The sequence below is a fragment of the Vibrio sp. ABG19 genome (assembly GCF_029962385.1).
GTDB classification, from domain to species: domain Bacteria; phylum Pseudomonadota; class Gammaproteobacteria; order Enterobacterales; family Vibrionaceae; genus Vibrio; species Vibrio ostreae.
This window is the reverse complement of sequence record NZ_CP071708.1, coordinates 695,104-712,706: the sequence shown is the minus strand read 5'-3', so window position 1 is coordinate 712,706 and position 17,603 is coordinate 695,104. Positions and strand designations below refer to the sequence as shown.

Annotated in this window: 11 protein-coding genes; 10 read left to right on the top strand and 1 reads right to left on the bottom strand. The window is 52.7% G+C overall.

Annotated features, from left to right (window positions below; all coding sequences use genetic code 11):
* Positions 1-5 precede the first annotated feature (5 nt).
* The 10 genes from hrpB (at position 6) to J0X00_RS09375 (ending at position 16,466) form a co-directional block, all read left to right on the top strand.
* Positions 6-2,468 (top strand): ATP-dependent helicase HrpB, encoded by a 2,463-nt coding sequence (gene hrpB / locus J0X00_RS09420; RefSeq protein WP_282477968.1) that lies wholly within the window; start codon positions 6-8, stop codon positions 2,466-2,468.
* Positions 2,465-4,888, top strand: a complete 2,424-nt coding sequence (gene mrcB, locus J0X00_RS09415) for a penicillin-binding protein 1B (RefSeq protein WP_282477967.1) — start codon at positions 2,465-2,467, stop codon at positions 4,886-4,888. The genes hrpB and mrcB overlap by 4 nt, the downstream gene beginning before the upstream one ends.
* 114 nt (positions 4,889-5,002) lie before the next feature.
* Positions 5,003-7,249, top strand: coding sequence for a patatin-like phospholipase family protein (locus tag J0X00_RS09410; protein WP_282478282.1), 2,247 nt, complete (start codon positions 5,003-5,005; stop codon positions 7,247-7,249).
* 308 nt (positions 7,250-7,557) lie between these two features.
* Positions 7,558-10,155, top strand: coding sequence for a bifunctional aconitate hydratase 2/2-methylisocitrate dehydratase (acnB, locus tag J0X00_RS09405; protein WP_136486146.1), 2,598 nt, complete (start codon positions 7,558-7,560; stop codon positions 10,153-10,155).
* 230 nt (positions 10,156-10,385) lie between these two features.
* Positions 10,386-10,757: a YacL family protein gene (locus J0X00_RS09400; protein ID WP_136486148.1), complete on the top strand. Its 372-nt coding sequence runs from the start codon at positions 10,386-10,388 to the stop codon at positions 10,755-10,757.
* Between the two features lie 206 nt (positions 10,758-10,963).
* Positions 10,964-11,302 (top strand): P-II family nitrogen regulator, encoded by a 339-nt coding sequence (gene glnK, locus J0X00_RS09395; RefSeq protein WP_136486150.1) that lies wholly within the window; start codon positions 10,964-10,966, stop codon positions 11,300-11,302.
* A gap of 26 nt (positions 11,303-11,328) precedes the next feature.
* Positions 11,329-12,558, top strand: a complete 1,230-nt coding sequence (locus J0X00_RS09390) for an ammonium transporter (protein WP_282477966.1) — start codon at positions 11,329-11,331, stop codon at positions 12,556-12,558.
* 140 nt (positions 12,559-12,698) lie between these two features.
* Positions 12,699-13,712, top strand: a complete 1,014-nt coding sequence (locus J0X00_RS09385) for a Fe(3+) ABC transporter substrate-binding protein (RefSeq protein WP_218562715.1) — start codon at positions 12,699-12,701, stop codon at positions 13,710-13,712.
* Between the two features lie 100 nt (positions 13,713-13,812).
* The gene (locus tag J0X00_RS09380; RefSeq protein WP_282477965.1) at positions 13,813-15,438 is read left to right on the top strand and encodes an iron ABC transporter permease; all 1,626 of its coding nucleotides are present in this window, start codon (positions 13,813-13,815) and stop codon (positions 15,436-15,438) included.
* Positions 15,438-16,466, top strand: coding sequence for an ABC transporter ATP-binding protein (locus tag J0X00_RS09375; RefSeq protein ID WP_136486158.1), 1,029 nt, complete (start codon positions 15,438-15,440; stop codon positions 16,464-16,466). The genes J0X00_RS09380 and J0X00_RS09375 overlap by 1 nt, the downstream gene beginning before the upstream one ends.
* Positions 16,467-16,567: 101 nt before the next feature.
* Here the strand turns inward: J0X00_RS09375 and rsmC are convergent, their stop codons facing one another.
* Positions 16,568-17,599, bottom strand: a complete 1,032-nt coding sequence (gene rsmC, locus J0X00_RS09370) for a 16S rRNA (guanine(1207)-N(2))-methyltransferase RsmC (protein ID WP_136486160.1) — start codon at positions 17,597-17,599, stop codon at positions 16,568-16,570.
* Positions 17,600-17,603 lie beyond the last annotated feature (4 nt).

Below are 17,603 nucleotides of genomic sequence, written 5' to 3'. Positions count from 1 at the left end.
TCCTCTTGTCACAATTGCCCATCGAAGCTGTGATTCCCGAATTACTCGCCGGAGTTCAGCGCTCACCGCAGGTGATCCTCAAAGCGGCCCCCGGAGCCGGTAAGTCGACCCATTTCCCGCTCGCACTGCTTAAAGCAGGTATAGTGGCCGGCAAGATAGTCATGCTGGAGCCACGCCGTCTGGCGGCGCGTAATATTGCCCGCTATCTGGCGCAGCAACTGGGTGAAAATGTCGGAGAGACCGTGGGTTACCGGGTACGCGGTGACAGCAAAGTCGGACGTCATACCCGGCTGGAAATTGTCACTGAAGGCATTATGACCCGGATGATTCAACATGATCCCGAACTCGATGGTATCGATGCGCTGATTTTTGACGAGTTTCATGAGCGCAGTCTGCATGCCGATACTGCGCTGGCATTCAGCCTGGAAGTGCAGGCGGCGCTGCGTGACGATCTGAAAATCATCGTCATGTCGGCCACGCTGGATCAGCACGCATTGCAAAATCTGTTGCCGCAAGCCAGTTATGTGGAATCGCAAGGGCGCAGTTATCCGGTGCAGATACGTTATCAGCCGGGCACAGTTAATCAACCCTTAGTGGCGGCAATGGAGAAGCAGATCCGCACGTTAATGGCACAGGAAACGGGCTCACTGCTGGCGTTCTTGCCGGGCGCGGGCGCGATTGTACAACTGGCAAATAACCTGCGCGATCTGGCCGCCGATATTGATGTCTGTCCGCTGTATGGTCAGCTCAATTTTAGTGAGCAGCAGCAGGCAATAGCACCGGCAGTTGCCGGACGACGTAAAGTCGTGCTGGCCACCAATATTGCCGAAACCTCGCTCACCATCGAAGGCATTCGTCTGGTGCTCGACAGTGGCCTGGAGCGGCGCGCGCGTTTTGATCTCAAAACCGGTATTACCCGTCTGGAGCAGGTGCGTATCGCCCAGTCTTCAGCCGAGCAGCGCGCTGGTCGTGCCGGTCGTCTCGAAGAGGGGATCTGCGTGCGCCTCTACAGTGAAGCGCAACTGAAGCAACAGCCGCAGGTACCGGTTGCGGAAATTATGCAAAGCGATCTGGCCCCTTTGGCGCTGGAGCTGGCTCAGTGGGGCGCGCAGGATGTCAGCGAATTGCAGTGGCTGGATATTCCGCCCGCCGTGGCGCTGAGCCAGGCACGCAGCCTGCTGGCGGCACTCGATCTGATGGACAGCCGCCAGCAACTGACCGCATCGGGGAAAGAGGCGCATGCCTTGGGTGTGGAGCCTCGAATCGCGGCCATGTTGCTGGCTGCCCGCCAGCATGGTGAAGCCTGTCTGTACAGCGCATTAGCACTGGCGGCGCTGCTCGAAGAACCTGAGCGTCAGGTGTTCGATGTCAGTCACAGTCTGCAGCGCTGGCAGCAGGGGCGCCATCCGCACAGCAAAGTGCTGCATCAGCGCGCGACAGCCCTGGCGCACAAACTCGATAGCGGCTTTGCACTGCGTGCGGTTAAGCCGTCTCAGCTGGCGCAAGTGGCGTGCCTGGCGTTTCCGGATCGAATCGCCCAGCAACGTGGTCAGCACGGTCAGTTCCTGCTCGCCAACGGCCACGGCGCGGTAATTGCAGACGATCAGCCTCTGGCGGGCAGTGACTATGTCATCGCTCTGGATGTGATGCGCAGCCAGCAGCAGTCAAGCCAGGTTTTCAGTGCCCTGGAGCTCGATATGACTGCGCTGCAGCAAACATTTGGCCTGCTGTTCAGCACTCAGGAGCGGGTCGACTGGGATGACAAAGCCGGACGTCTGGTGGCAGAGAAACAGCTCCGCATCGGGCAACTGGTGATTGAACGCGAGGCTTTGCCTGCCCCGGCACCGGAAAAAATGACACAAGCTTTGCTTAATTATGTCGAACGTAAAGGGCTGGCAGTATTACAGTGGGGCGAAACGACGACCGAATGGCTGACCCGGGTTCGTTGTGGCTGTGAATGGTTACCGGAAGAGGCGTGGCCGGATATGAGCGAGCAGGCGTTACTGCGTGACCTTAATCAGTGGTTAGAGCCTTATCTGAGCGGGATTCGCTCGGTTAAAGAGCTAAATAAAGTGCCAGTGCTGGACGCCTTAAAAGCTCGTTTAGGCTGGCCCTTGCACCAGCAGCTGGATGAATGGCTGCCGGTCGAGCACCGCTTGCCCACCGGTTCGAGCAAAAAGATCCGCTATCAGGTCGGGATGGACCCGGTCTTGTCGGTGCGCATGCAGGAAGTGTTTGGCGAGCAGAGTACGCCACTGGTCGCCAAAGGCCGCAAGGCCATCGTGATGGAACTGCTGTCTCCGGCTCAGCGCCCGCTGCAGGTCACCCGTGATTTGGCAGGCTTCTGGCGTGGGGCATATAAAGAAGTGCAGAAAGAGATGAAAGGGCGTTATCCCAAACATGTGTGGCCTGATGACCCGGCTAATCACACCGCGACGACCAAAACCAAGCGACAACTGAATTCATGAGTAGAAAAAGCGATACCTCAAAAGGCGAAAGCCGCACAAATCAGGCGGCGAAAAGTGATGCTTCTAAAAGCAATGCATCTAAAAGTCGTGCGCCGAAAAAGCGTGCGGCGCGTAAACCCAGCGCAGGCAAAGCGTCTAATGGTGGCAAAAAACCGGGCAAGCCTTCGTGGAAGCGGCGTTTGTGGAGTCTGAGCTGGAAAGCGGGACTGGCTCTGGCCGCCGTTTTGCTGTTCACCGGGATCTATCTCGACAGCATGATCAAACAGCGTTTTGAAGGCCAGTTGTTCGAACTGCCGACCGTGGTGTACGCGCGCATTCTGACCCTGGAGCCGGGCAGTGAAATCAGCATTGCCGAAATGCGCAATGAACTGGACGTGCTGAATTATCGCAAAGTGAGTCAGCCGCGTTATCCGGGCGAGTATTCTGCGTCATCGACCCGGATCGAAATGATCCGCCGTCCGTTTGAATTTGCTGACGGTCCTGAGCCGGACCGGCATGTAATGCTGTTTTTTGACGGTAACCAACTGACCCGGATTCAGTCGCTGGAGAAAAGAGGCGATCTGGGTTACCTGCGGATTGAACCGAAAATGCTCGGCATGCTGGAAAAGAACACCGCAGAGCAGCGCTTGTTCCTGCGTCGCGAGCAGTTTCCTGAGGTAATGATTGATGCTCTGCTGACCACAGAAGATCGCAACTTTTATCAGCATGATGGGGTGTCGCCGATGGCGATTGCCCGCGCTATGCTGGCTAACCTTAAAGCTGGCCGCACTGTCCAGGGCGGCAGTACCCTGACCCAGCAGCTGGCCAAAAACATCTTCCTGTCGAGCGATCGTACGCTGTGGCGCAAGCTGCGCGAAGCCTATATGGCGCTGATCATTGATTATCGTTACAGCAAAGACCGAATCCTCGAAGCTTACCTCAATGAAGTGTATCTCGGCCAGAACGGCAACGAAGCGGTGCATGGCTTTGGTCTGGCATCGCGCCTGTACTTTGGTCAGCCGCTGCAAGAGCTGCGGCTTGACCAACTGGCGCTGCTGGTGGGCATGGTGAAAGGCCCGTCGTACTACAATCCGATGCGTTACCCTGAGCGGGCCAAAGAGCGCCGCGATCTGGTGCTTAAGCTCTTAATGGATCAGGACTTGCTCAACGCCAAGCAGTACGAGCAGGCAGTGAGTCGGCCGCTGGATGTGCAAAAGCATGCCCGTATTGCCAGCCGTCAGCCGGCTTATTTCCAACAGTTGTCGATTGAGCTGAAAGACAAACTGGGTGATGTGTTTAAGTCGGATACCGGTTTACGGGTATTTACCTCACTGGATCCTGTGTCGCAGGATAAGCTCGAAGCGGCGGTGGAAAATCAGGTGCCGATTCTCGCCAAGCGCGCAGGGAAAGAGCTGGAAGCCGCCGCAATTGCTGTTGATCGTCACAGTGGTGAAATCCGCGCCATGGTTGGCGGAAGACGCACCGGTTATGACGGTTTTAATCGCGCGCTGAACGCCAGCCGCCCGATTGGTTCGCTGGTTAAGCCGGCGGTGTACATGACGGCCCTCGAACAACCGGAAAAATATTCTCTTGCGACCACTTTGCTCGATAAACCGATTACTTTGCAGGGCAGTGAAGGTACCACCTGGTCGCCGCGCAATTTCGATCGTCAGTATCGCGGTGAAGTGCCGCTCTATCTGGCGCTGGCCAAGTCACTCAATGTGCCGACAGTCAGGCTGGGTATGCAACTGGGTATCGACAACGTGTCGCAGACCCTGACCAAGCTGGGCGTGAACCGCGATGAAATTCGTCCGGTGCCATCGATGTTGCTCGGATCATTTTCCCTGACACCGTTCCAGGTCGCGCAGATGTACCAGACCGTGACCAACTCAGGTAAAAAAGCCAGGCTGTCGGCACTGCGTTCCGTGCTCGATCTACAGGGTAATGTGCTGTACCAGTCGATTCCGTCGGTGTCACAAGCGGTGGATCAGCAGGCGGCGTGGCTGACAACCTATGCGATGAAGCGCGGTGTGCTGGAAGGGACCGGACGTTATCTCAACAGCCAGTTTGGCTGGGCGGCACTGGCCGGTAAAACTGGCACCAGCAGTGACAGCCGCGATAGCTGGTTTGTCGGCGTAGACGGGCGTGAAGTGACCACTATCTGGCTGGGACGTGATGACAACAAACCAACCCAGCTGACCGGCGCGAGCGGGGCGCTGCGGGTGTATGCCGATTACCTGCGTTACCGTATTCCGCAGCAGTTGATACTGCCTTGGCCACAACAGATTGAGACCGTTGGTTTTGCCGCCAACGGTGACGGCGGTTTGCAGCTTGATTGTGATAACGACAATAAGCTGCCGGTTTGGGATGTGGCAGGGGAATGGAAGAAGCAGTGTGAAAACCGCCCGACCCAATGGCTGAAAAAACTCTTTCAGTGGTGATGTCACGCCGCTATAGTGTTTCGATTATCGGCACTTAGGACTTAAGGACACTGCGTGATTCGTTGCCTGCTCAGTATTGTTGTTATTACTCATCTGCTCTGGCCCGGCACGAGTCTGGCACAAGCGCAAGACTCAAAAGCCATCGTTGAGCTGGGACATCCCCGGCCCAAGGTCGCTCTGGTGCTGGCCGGAGGCGGTGCCAAAGGTGCTGCTCATATGGGGGTGCTGAAAGCGCTGGAGGAGCTGAAGGTTCCGGTAGATATTGTGCTTGGCACCAGCATGGGGGCTTATGTCGCTGGCCTTTATTCGACCGGTATGAGTGCCGATGAAGTCGAAAGTGTGATTTACAATGTCGACTGGAGCCAGGGCTACCGTGATCGGGTTAGCCGTAGTCAGCGCCGGGTGCGTGATAAAGAGTATGAAGACCGTTATCAGTTGACCACAGATCTCGGGGTCGGCGCCGATGGGGTGCGAGCGCCGCGTGGCGTGGTGCAGGGCCAGAATATGCTGCGCATTCTACGTGAAACTTCAGGTAACCTGCCGCCGTTTGACTCATTTGACGATCTGCCAGTACCGTTTCGGGCTGTCGCCACCGATATCATTAAACTGGATCAGGTAGTGCTGGATAAAGGTTATCTGGTCGATGCCATGATGGCCAGTATGTCGGTACCGGGCGCATTGCCGCCATACCAGATTGACGGCCGTCTGCTGGTCGATGGTGGCGTGACCAACAATATGCCGGTCGATGTGGCGCGTGCCATGGGGGCGGATGTGGTGATCGCGGTCGATATCAGCACCGATTACAAAAATGAAGAAGCTTTTACTACTTTCCTGACTGTGGCCGATCAGCTGTCTAACTATCTGGTCCGCCGCAGTACCGAACTTCAGGCGGAGACGCTCAGTGGTGACGATGTGCTGCTGCGCCCCCAGGTTGGTCTGATGGAAACGACCGACTTTGATAAAATGCCGCAGGCGTTTGCTAAAGGTTATCAGGCTGCAATGGAAAGCCGCGCACTGCTGGAAAAACTCGCGCTGTCGAGTGCCGATTACCAGCATTATATCGACCATAAAGAAGAGCGGCGTCGCGGTCTGACGTATGGTGATGAAATTAAAGTCGATAACATCATTATTAATAACTTCTCCCATTACTCGGACCAGATGCTGAAAAAACGGCTTGATTTGCCTCCTGGTGAGGTGCTGTCGAGCGAGCAGATTGAAGCCGGGGTACAAAACCTCTACGCACTGGATCGCTTTAAACTGATCCGTTACCAGTACGAAGAGCAGAACGGGGCTAATAATCTGGTCATTGATGTCAATGAGAAGCCCTGGGGGCCGAATTATCTTAATTTCCGTTTCTTTCTCGAAGATGATTTTAATACCGAGAGCCAGTACTCCGTTGGTGCTTCACTCAACTTCACCGATATCAGTGCCAACGGCGCTGAACTGGCGCTGAACTTTGATATCGGTACCGATAAGCTGGTCGAGGCTGAACTTTACTCGCCGTTATGGTCTGATCAGAAAGTGTTTGCGACCGCCAAAGTCCGTCTCACCGATGAACGGCGCAGTATGCCGGTGACCGGCTTTGACGACACCACACTGTCGGCAAGTCGTAACTTTCTGCCGGTCGATTATGAAGCCGTGATGGGTGAGCTGGGTATCGGCTATCAGGATACCTTGTGGCGCGGATTTAAAATCGGCGGGCGCTATACCGAAGGGTCAGCGAACTATTCTACCTTGCCGGATTATGCCGATATGGATTTTACCCGTCAGGGGGTGTTTTTTAACTATCGAGTTGATTCACTGGATGATTTCAGTCTGCCACGCGACGGTTTTTACATTAATCTGGAATATCTGATTTCCCATGATGATCTGAGTGCCAACGACATCGGCGTGGTTACCGATTCCTCGGATACCGTGTATGAGCTGAGCGCCAAAATGATCGCGGCGCACAGTTTTGATCGTCATACTTTGGTCGGCAACATAGATTATGGCGAAGTGCGCAGTAAAAAATCCTCAACTCCGATTGAACCGAAAAGCATTGGTGGCTTTCTCAATTTGTCCGGGATCGGGCGTAATAGTCTGATTGGTCAGAATAAAGCTTATGCCAATCTGGTTTATCGCTATCGTTGGTTCGACAACGATTTTGGCCTGTTTACCTCGCCGGTTTATCTTGGCGCTTCAATTGAATACGGTGGTGTCTGGTCGGATCCGGACATCGACATCGGAAATGCCCCTTTATATGCGGCAAGTTCACTATTTGCTGGAGTTGATTCTCCTATCGGCCCGATAATGTTCGGTTATGGGCGAACAGAGCAGAATTTTGATTCACTGTACCTGATTCTGGGTACTACATTTAAGTAACAATCGGTGGTGCGGGTGTGTGACTTCTACCCGCTGTGCTGTATTATTGCTAACCGGGCGCAGGGATTGCGGCAATGAACGTCAGCGTTTTGGCTAGGACTTTAGTCGTAAGTTGCTATGTTGGTCAAAATGATGAGATTTTAATTTATCGTTAATTTTGCTATCCTATCGCCCACAGTTTGGCCTCCTAGGGCGCTGTTTCTCAGTCAAATTTGAATGAAAACATGGGCAACGGAGAGCCAAGTTTCCAAGGATGTTCACTCACCTTTCAATAATAATTGGGTGAACCGCAATGAGAGGAAAAAGTCGTGCTTGAAGCCTACCGTAAACACGTCGAAGAGCGTGCTGCTGAAGGAGTTGTACCTAAACCCCTAGACGCTGAGCAAGTCGCTGGACTTGTTGAACTGCTAAAAAATCCGCCGCAGGGAGAAGAAGAGTTCATTCTTGATCTGCTGGAAAACCGAATTCCTCCAGGCGTTGATGAAGCAGCTTATGTCAAAGCGGGTTTCCTGACAGCAATCACTAAAGGCGAAGTATCATCTCCACTGGTTAGTCGTGAAAAAGCCGCTACCCTGCTGGGCACTATGCAAGGTGGTTACAACATCGAACCTCTGGTGTCTCTGCTTGATGACGCCGAGTTGGCACCTATCTCTGCAAAAGCGCTGTCTCAAACTCTGCTGATGTTCGACGCATTCTACGATGTCGAAGAAAAAGCCAAAGCAGGTAATGCTTATGCCAAACAGGTGATGGAATCCTGGGCGGAAGCCGAATGGTTCCTGAAAAAACCTAAGCTGGCAGAAAAAATCACTCTGACTGTATTCAAAGTCACCGGTGAAACCAACACTGATGACCTGTCTCCGGCACCGGATGCCTGGTCTCGTCCTGATATCCCGGTCCACGCTCTGGCGATGCTGAAAAACGAACGCGATGGCATCCAGCCTGATGAGCCGGGCAAAGTGGGTCCGATTAAACAGATTGAAGCGCTGAAAGAGAAAGGCCATCAACTGGTTTATGTGGGCGACGTTGTCGGTACCGGTTCTTCCCGTAAGTCCGCTACTAACTCTGTGCTGTGGTTCATGGGGGATGATATCCCGAATGTACCAAACAAACGCGCGGGTGGTTTTGTGCTGGGCGGTAAGATCGCGCCAATCTTCTACAACACGATGGAAGATGCCGGTGCGCTGCCGATTGAACTGGACGTCGCAAAACTGAACATGGGCGATGTCATCGATGTTTACCCATATGAAGGTAAAGTGTGTGCACACGGCAGCGATGAAGTCCTGTCGACCTTCAAACTGAAAACTGACGTGCTGCTGGACGAAGTTCGTGCCGGCGGTCGTATTCCGCTGATCATCGGCCGTGGCCTGACTGACAAAGCTCGTCAGTCGCTGGGTCTTGAATCAAGCGATGTATTCTCGAAACCAGTACCGGTTGCCGATTCAGGTAAAGGCTTTACGCTGGCACAGAAAATGGTCGGTAAAGCGTGTGGCGTGGAAGGCATCCGCCCTGGCACTTACTGTGAACCTAAGATGACTACTGTCGGTTCTCAGGATACCACCGGTCCGATGACGCGTGACGAACTGAAAGATCTGGCGTGTCTGGGCTTCTCCGCAGATTTGGTGATGCAGTCTTTCTGCCACACCTCTGCGTATCCGAAACCGGTTGACGTTCAGACGCACCACACTCTGCCAGATTTCATCATGAACCGTGGCGGTGTATCACTGCGCCCTGGCGACGGTATCATCCACTCATGGCTGAACCGCATGCTGCTGCCTGATACTGTGGGTACCGGTGGTGACTCGCACACCCGTTTCCCTCTGGGTATCTCTTTCCCGGCAGGTTCTGGCCTGGTCGCTTTCGCGGCGGCAACCGGTGTGATGCCACTGGACATGCCAGAGTCAGTCCTGGTGCGTTTTAAAGGTAAGATGAAACCAGGTATCACACTGCGTGATCTGGTTCATGCTATCCCTTACTACGGTATCAAACAGGGTCTGCTGACAGTAGAAAAAGCCGGTAAGATCAACGAATTCTCTGGTCGTGTTCTGGAGATCGAAGGTCTTGAGCACCTGACGGTTGAACAGGCATTCGAACTGTCGGATGCATCGGCAGAACGTTCTGCTGCGGGTTGTACTGTGAAGCTGTCGCCAGAGTCTATCTCTGAGTACCTGCAATCCAACATCACCATGCTGAAATGGATGATATCGGAAGGCTATGGCAATCGCCGTACCATCGAGCGCCGCATTAAGTCGATGCAAGAGTGGCTGGAGAAGCCTGAACTAATGGAAGCAGATAAAGATGCTGACTACGCACACGTGATCGAAATCGACTTGGCGGAAATCGATCAGCCGATCCTTTGTGCGCCAAACGATCCGGATGATGCACGCCTGCTGTCTGATGTTCAGGGTACGGCAATCGATGAAGTGTTCATCGGTTCTTGTATGACCAACATCGGTCACTTCCGTGCTGCAGGTAAACTGCTGGATAAATACAACGGTCAGCTTGAAACCCGTCTGTGGGTGGCTCCGCCAACCAAGATGGATAAAGATCAACTGATTGAAGAAGGTTACTATGGTATCTTCGGCCGCGCTGGGGTACGCATCGAAACTCCGGGATGTTCACTGTGTATGGGTAACCAGGCTCGCGTGGCAGATAAATCGACCGTCATGTCAACGTCTACCCGTAACTTCCCGAACCGTCTTGGTAACGGCGCGAATGTATTCCTGGCCTCGGCTGAACTGTCAGCGGTCGGTGCAATTCTGGGCCGCATTCCGACGAAGGAAGAGTACCTGCAGTATGCTGAGCAGATTGATGCGACGGCTGCCGATACTTACCGTTACCTGAACTTCCACCTGATGAGTGATTACACCCAGAAGGCGGATACGGTGATTTTCCAGGAACCGGCATAATGCTTCAGGCGTGACCTGATGGCATGACGAAAGCCGCTGCTCTGCAGCGGCTTTTTGTTATTTGCTTAAAAACATAAGCGGCTTCAAACACAAGCTGTTCGCGCTACCGGCTGAGAGGAAAGCTATATGCCCCCGATCACTTACCAGGCGATTTTGGTGCGATATTGTGACTCGTCACTGCCGGGAACAGACGTTATACTGCCGCCATTGATTGCCAGGCATGAATCACGATGGAATTCGAATTTACTAAAAACACTATGTTAGGTGAGTATTACGTCACCTGCAGTATGGAGCATCAAATTGTGGCCCGTTGGCTGCAGGAAGAGATTAGTCAGGATCGCACAAAAATCGAGCAAGTGTTGCATTTGGTGAAGCAGGCGCACCAATTTCCAGCACAGGAGTGGCAATGGGCGGGTAAAGAGATCTCACTGAGCCTGCTTGGTGCTGAAGTGACGGTACAGGATAATGCCTTGTCCTATGGGCATGATATTGAGTTAGAAAGTGAATTCGAATTGTATGAAAGCGAGAGTGTCGCTCAGTGTGGTCTGGAAGATTTTGAGTCTCTGCTGATGCAATGGCAGGCATTTTTAGGCGGATATTAAGTTTACCGCCTTAACAGAGTGCACTTTGTTGGTGAATGGCGAACATTTCGCCTTATTTTTGGGAAAGGGTTGCACCTAAATAGTGCGACCCTTTGTTGTTTTTGAAGCGAAATCTCACTATGTCATTGTAATTAAAGGTATTAAAAAGTTGGCACGTACCTTGGATTGTAGATATGTAAATGGACAACAGCTTCAGAGAGGACGCGATGAAACTCATTAACGCAATCATCAAACCATTTAAACTTGACGATGTACGTGAAGCCCTGGCTGATGTGGGCATCGAAGGGATGACCGTATCAGAAGTCAAAGGTTTTGGTCGCCAGAAAGGCCATACCGAGCTTTACCGTGGTGCGGAATACCAGGTAGATTTCCTGCCTAAGGTAAAAATCGAAATTGCTACACAAGCGGATAACGTTGATCGTGTTCTGGAAGCGATTATCAAAGCGGCACATACCGGTAAAATCGGTGACGGCAAAATTTTTGTTTATGACTTAAGCCACGCAGTTCGTATTCGTACCGGCGAAGCGGACGCGGAAGCACTTTAAGATTCAAAGGACTGGAGACGACTACTATGGAACTGTCGCTTACTGTAACGGAATTACGTTACGCACTGGATACATTCTTTTTCTTAATCTCGGGCGCACTGGTTATGTGGATGGCAGCGGGCTTTGCCATGCTGGAAGCTGGCCTGGTACGTTCGAAAAATACCACTGAAATTCTGACTAAAAACTTTGTTCTGTACGCAATTGCGTGCACCATGTACCTGATTGTCGGCTACAACATTATGTACGTTGATAATGCTGAAGCCGGTTGGCTGCCATCGTTCGGCGCTCTGATCGGCACTCAGGGTGAAGGTGCAGACCACTCTCTAGAGTCAGACTTCTTCTTTCAGGTAGTATTCGTTGCAACAGCGATGTCTGTCGTGTCGGGTGCGGTGGCTGAGCGTATGAAACTGTGGTCATTCCTGATTTTCTCTGTCATTCTGACGGCGTTCATCTACCCGATGGAAGGTTACTGGACTTGGGGCGGTGGCTTCCTGTCTGCAGCAGGTTTCAGCGACTTCGCAGGCTCTGGTATCGTACACATGGCCGGTGCATCAGCCGCTTTGGCCGGTGTTATTCTGCTGGGTGCCCGTAAAGGTAAATACGGTAAAAACGGTGAAATTTACCCGATTCCGGGTTCAAACATGCCGCTGGCAACCCTGGGCACCTTCATCTTGTGGTTCGGCTGGTTTGGTTTCAACGGCGGTTCTCAGCTGATGGTGTCTGATTTTGAAAACGCAACCGCGGTAGGTCAAATCTTCCTGAACACCAATGCAGCCGCCGCTGCAGGTGCAATTGCCGCACTGCTGGTATGTAAAACCACCTGGGGTAAAGCTGACCTGACTATGGTTCTGAACGGTGCGCTGGCTGGTCTGGTGGCTATCACGGCTGACCCGCTGTCACCATCTCCGCTGTACGCAGTGGCTATCGGTGTGGTTGCCGGTGCGCTGGTTGTGTTCAGCATCATTGCTCTGGATAAGCTGAAGATCGATGATCCAGTGGGTGCGATTTCGGTACACGGCGTATGTGGCTTCTTTGGTCTGATGGTTGTGCCACTGAGCAACGGTGATGCTACATTCGGCGCACAGCTGATGGGTGCAGCAGTTATCTTTGCCTGGGTATTTGCAGCTAGCCTGATTGTCTGGGGTATCCTGAAAGCGACCATTGGTATCCGTGTCTCTGAAGAAGAAGAGATGGAAGGTATGGACATGCACGACTGTGGCGTAGAATCTTACCCAGAATTCGTGACGGTTAAGTAATCACTCGTTACAAAAGCCTTTTATAAAACCTGCCACATGTGGCAGGTTTTTTATTTTTCATGATTGTTTTATTAATAGTCGTCAATATAATGATTGCAATTGATAAGTCTTATCATTAGCACTCTTAAAGGATTTAACACATGAAAAAACTGCTAACGCTTTCAGCGCTTGCAAGCAGCATGCTGGCACCAGCGGCCATAGCTGCAGAGGAAGTGAATGTTTACTCTTACCGTCAGCCTTTTCTGATTGACCCGATGTTTAAAGAGTTCACTGATGAGACTGGCATCAAGGTGAACGTCAAATTTGCCAAAGAAGGCATTGCCGAGAAACTGGCGCAGGAAGGCGAATACAGCCCGGCCGATTTGGTGCTCACCTCTGAGTTTAGCCGCCTGTTTGAACTGGCAGATAAAGGTCTGACCCAGCCGGTAGACAGTGCCGTGATTGACAGCAATATTCCGGCTCAGTACCGCGATAGTAAGGATGAATGGTTTGCGCTGACTATCCGTACACGCAGTGTTTACTCTTCGCGTGATCGTGTGGGTAAACTGAGTGATGATTTCGATTACCTTGATCTGGCTAAGCCAGAGTACAAAGGTAAAATCTGTACCCGTAGCGGTAAGCACCCCTACAACATTGCTCTGGTTGCCGCCATGATTGCCAACCACGGCGAAGCTGAAACCAAAACCTGGCTGCAGGGCGTAAAAGCTAACCTGGCACGTAAGCCGCAAGGTAACGACCGTGATCAGGTTCGTGCTATCAAAGAAGGTTTATGTGATCTGTCGCTGGGTAACAGCTACTATCTGGGAAAAATGCTGACGGATAAAGAGCAGAAGAGCTGGGCGGAATCAGTTTACATTAACTTCCCGGGTCAGAAGGTGCAGGGCACCCATGTGAACGTCAGTGGTATGGCGATGGCGAAATACGCGCCAAATCGTGATAATGCTTTGAAGTTGATGGAGTTTCTCACCGGCGACAAAGCACAGCACATGTATGCCGATGTAAACTTCGAATATCCGGTTAAACCTGGGGTTGCACGCTCTGAACTGGTGGCATCCTGGGGTGAGTTTAAGTCAGATTCGCTACCATTGGAAAAAATTGCCGACAATCATGAAGCGGCCATCAAGCTGATTGACGAAGTCAAATTTGACCTTTAATCAAATCCAAGGGTATAACTATACCCTTGATTTATGAAAGGGATATGAGATGTATTTGCCATCGCATCTATGCCTCAGCCTGCCTTATAGCTGTTAGGCAATGAAAGAAAAACACCTCATATGGAAAACCAGCAGCGTGGTTCTGGCCACGCTGCTGGTTTTGCCGATCTTAGCGATTTTTTATACCGCCGTTGGTGATACCGACGATGTGTTCCGTCATCTGCTCACCACAGTGATGCCAACCTATGTGTACAACACGGTTGTGCTGGCTGTGAGCGTGATGGCACTGACTCTGGTGTTTGGTGTGCCCAGCGCCTGGCTGATGGCGATGTGCCGGCTGCCGGGAGAAAAAGTTCTGCAGTGGGCCTTGGTTCTGCCACTGGCGATTCCTGGTTATATCGTCGGTTATATCTTTACCGGCTGGTTTGACTACGCCGGCCCGATTCAGGTCTGGCTGCGAGCGCAGACCGGCTGGCTGCCCGGCGAATACTGGTTTCCGGATATTCGCAGTCTGACCGGGGCCAGTCTGGTACTGGCGCTGGTGCTCTACCCTTATGTTTACCTGCTGTGCCGCACCGCATTTATGGAGCAGAATGTCTCCTTGTTGCAGTCGGCACGCTTGCTGAAATGCTCGGCATGGGAGAGTTTTTGCCGTATTTCACTGCCCTTGGTACGTCCCTCGGTGGCGGTCGCCTTATCGCTGGTGGCGATGGAAACCGTCGGCGATTTTGGTACCGTCAGTTACTTTGCCGTTAATACCCTGACTACCGCGGTGTACGATACCTGGCTCAACTATTCCAGCCTGACCGCGGCAGCTAAGATTTCAGCCATTATGCTGATGATCGTAGTGCTGTTACTCAGCGCTGAGCGCTACAGCCGGCGCAAACAAAAGCTGTTCCAGAATCAGTTCAACAGTCATGAAGATTTTCGCTATCCGCTCAGCGGCTGGAAAAAATGGGCGGCGCTGCTGTGGTGCTGGGGGCTGGTGTGTGTGGCGTTTATTTTCCCGCTGCTGCAACTGCTCAGCTACGCTTACACCTATTTTGCCGTCAGCTGGAGTGAGCAGTTCCGAGAATATGCCCTTAATAGCCTCCAGGTTTCACTCAGTGCTGCCGTGCTCGGTGTCCTGGTAGCGATGACGGTCTGCTTTTATATGCGTCTCAAACAGAATCGTTTCAGCGTGGCGCTAATGCGTCTCTCGTCTCTGGGCTATGCCGTCCCCGGTACGGTGCTGGCAATAGGCATTATGGTACCGGTGCTGACCATGGATCACGTCGTCAATGATGTAGCGAAAGCACTGCAGTGGGGCAGGCCGGGGCTGGTTTTCTCCGGCACCATGTTTGCGATTATTTTTGCTCTGGTGGTACGCTTTTCTGCCGTCGCTATCGGCAGTATCGAAAGTAGCCTGAATAAGATTTCCCCGTCCCTGGATATGGCCGCGCGTACCATGGGGTGTCAGCCCAACTGTATGCTGTGGCGCATCCATGTCCCGCTGGTGCGGCGTGGCGCGCTGATTGCCGCTTTGCTGGTGTTTATCGAATCAATGAAAGAACTCAACGCTGCTTTACTGCTGCGTCCGTTCAACTTCGAAACTCTGGCGACCTATGTGTATAATTATGCGTCTGATGAGCACCTTGAACTAGCCGCATTACCGGCGGTATTGCTGGTTATGGTCGGTCTTGTTCCCCTTGTTGTTGTTAACCGTTCCCTGGAGCAAAGTCACTGATGAGCTGCGCATTATCGATTCAGAATCTGACCTGTCAGTATGAGACACAGACCGTACTGGAATCACTCTCGCTTGAGGTGGAACACGGTGAAATCGTCTGCCTGCTTGGAGCCAGCGGATGTGGTAAAACGACCTTGCTCAAGGCCATCGCCGGTTTATTGCCACTCGCTTCCGGAGTGATGAGCCTCAATGGCCTGACCATTGATGACGGGCAGCTATGGTTGCCGCCGGAGCAGCGTAATATTGGTATGATCTTTCAGGATTACGCCCTGTTTCCCCATCTGACTGTGGCGGAAAACGTGGCGTTCGGATTACGTGATTTATCGCTCGCGCAGCGCCAGAGCAAGGTAACTGAAATGCTGGATCTGGTTCATCTCAGCGGCTTGAGCGATCGTTATCCGCATCAGTTATCGGGTGGTCAGCAGCAGCGGGTGGCGATTGCCCGCTCGCTCGCTTATAAGCCGGATCTGCTGCTACTTGATGAGCCGTTTTCGAATATCGATACTCAGGTGCGCCACGATCTGATTGCCGAGATCCGTAAGATCTTTAAAAAGCAGGGGGTGACCGCGATTTTTGTCACTCACTCACGGGAAGAGGCTTTTGCCTTTGCCGATAAAATGGCGGTGATGCAACACGGAGTGATCGAGCAGTACGGTACCGCATCGCAACTTTATTTTCATCCATCGAGCAAATTCGTGGCCGATTTTCTCGGCGGCGGCAGTTATCTGCCAGCGACACGTGTCAGTGACAGCCAGTATCAGACCGAATTCGGCGTGCTGGAAGCGACAGCGCAACAGATGATTAACCATGGCGGGCAATGTGAATTGTTGCTGCGCCCGCAGCAAATCCGTATTCACAGCGATGCGGGGAGTCAGGTGACGGTACTGGAGCAGCAGTTTATGGGCGATCACTGCCGCTATGTGATTGAAACCCAGGGCGCTAAATTATTGGCGACGTCATCGCAGGCAATTCAGATCGGCGAGAAAGTCGCGGTCAGTATTGATACCCAAGGGGTACTGGCGTTCTGAGTGACTTATGTCAATTTTTGAATCGTTGCGAATAAAAACGGCAAACCTTGGTTTGCCGTTTTTATTGCTGTGAGAGGGATGGCTGAACAGCCATATTCACCTCAGGCGCGAGATTTTTTTGCTTGGTAAATTGTGAACTTATTGGTTTTATTCACGGTTTCACACTGACCGAATGCCTGTTCGATGATGGGCGGGTATTTGAGGAAGCTATTGGCCACCACCAACAGTTCACCGCGGTTTTTCAGATGGGCGGGCGCTTTAGCCAGCAGCGTTTCGGTCGCACTGTAACTGGTATCCAGCCCGGAGTGGAAGGGCGGATTGGTGACGATAAAATCGTAGTCGCGCGCGCTGTCTGAATAAACGTCAGAAGCGAATACCCGGCCAGACAGATGATTGGCGGCCAGGGTTGCCTGGCTGGAACGAATCGCCAAAGCGCTGATGTCACACATTTCCAGTTCAATCCCCGGATTGAGGGTCGCCATCACGCTGCCCAGGACCCCGGCGCCGCAACCAAAATCGAGCACTTTGCCACGCAGTGGCGGCAGGCTGTCGAGCAGCAGACGGCTGCCGATATCAAACTCACCGTGACTGAATACGCCAGGCAGGCTGCGAATGGTCAGGCTGTGCTGCTGATATTCAACCTGATAGGATTTAAACCACTGCTCAAGCGTAAATGGTGCCGGTTGCTCAGTGCACTGGCCCCAGTAAAACGAGCAGCGCCGCGCCGAATCATACTTATTGATCGGGCCATAAGCGGCGAACATTTTCTCTATGCTTTTGACCCCGGAACGGTTTTCACCCACCACGACAATTTCGGTCCCGGTGCCAAATTTCGCCATCAGCATCGCCAGCAGATATTCTGCTTCCTGTTTGGCTTTTGGCCAATAGAGCAGGATCATATCCGCCACCAGGTTGTCAGTCAGTTCGGCACCAAAGTAGCTGGTTACGCCCTGATGCTGTTGCAGTTGACGGTGAAACCCATAATGGGTGGTGAATACCGCCACTGACTCACAATGTTTGGCCAGTTGGAGCGGAAACAGATCTTCGGCTTCTCCGGCCACCAGCACCTTTTTACCGGCAAAATAGGCCAGTTGGCGTTCGGCTATCTGACTGGGAGCGGTGTAATTGGACATAACA

Coding starts and splice junctions, on each gene's coding strand:
- rsmC (WP_136486160.1), bottom strand. CDS start 17,599: ATGTCCAATTACACCGCTCCCAGTCAGATAGCCGAACGCCAACTGGCC.
- J0X00_RS09390 (WP_282477966.1), top strand. CDS start 11,329: ATGGAACTGTCGCTTACTGTAACGGAATTACGTTACGCACTGGATACA.
- J0X00_RS09375 (WP_136486158.1), top strand. CDS start 15,438: ATGAGCTGCGCATTATCGATTCAGAATCTGACCTGTCAGTATGAGACA.
- glnK (WP_136486150.1), top strand. CDS start 10,964: ATGAAACTCATTAACGCAATCATCAAACCATTTAAACTTGACGATGTA.
- J0X00_RS09380 (WP_282477965.1), top strand. CDS start 13,813: ATGAAAGAAAAACACCTCATATGGAAAACCAGCAGCGTGGTTCTGGCC.
- mrcB (WP_282477967.1), top strand. CDS start 2,465: ATGAGTAGAAAAAGCGATACCTCAAAAGGCGAAAGCCGCACAAATCAG.
- J0X00_RS09385 (WP_218562715.1), top strand. CDS start 12,699: ATGAAAAAACTGCTAACGCTTTCAGCGCTTGCAAGCAGCATGCTGGCA.
- J0X00_RS09400 (WP_136486148.1), top strand. CDS start 10,386: ATGGAATTCGAATTTACTAAAAACACTATGTTAGGTGAGTATTACGTC.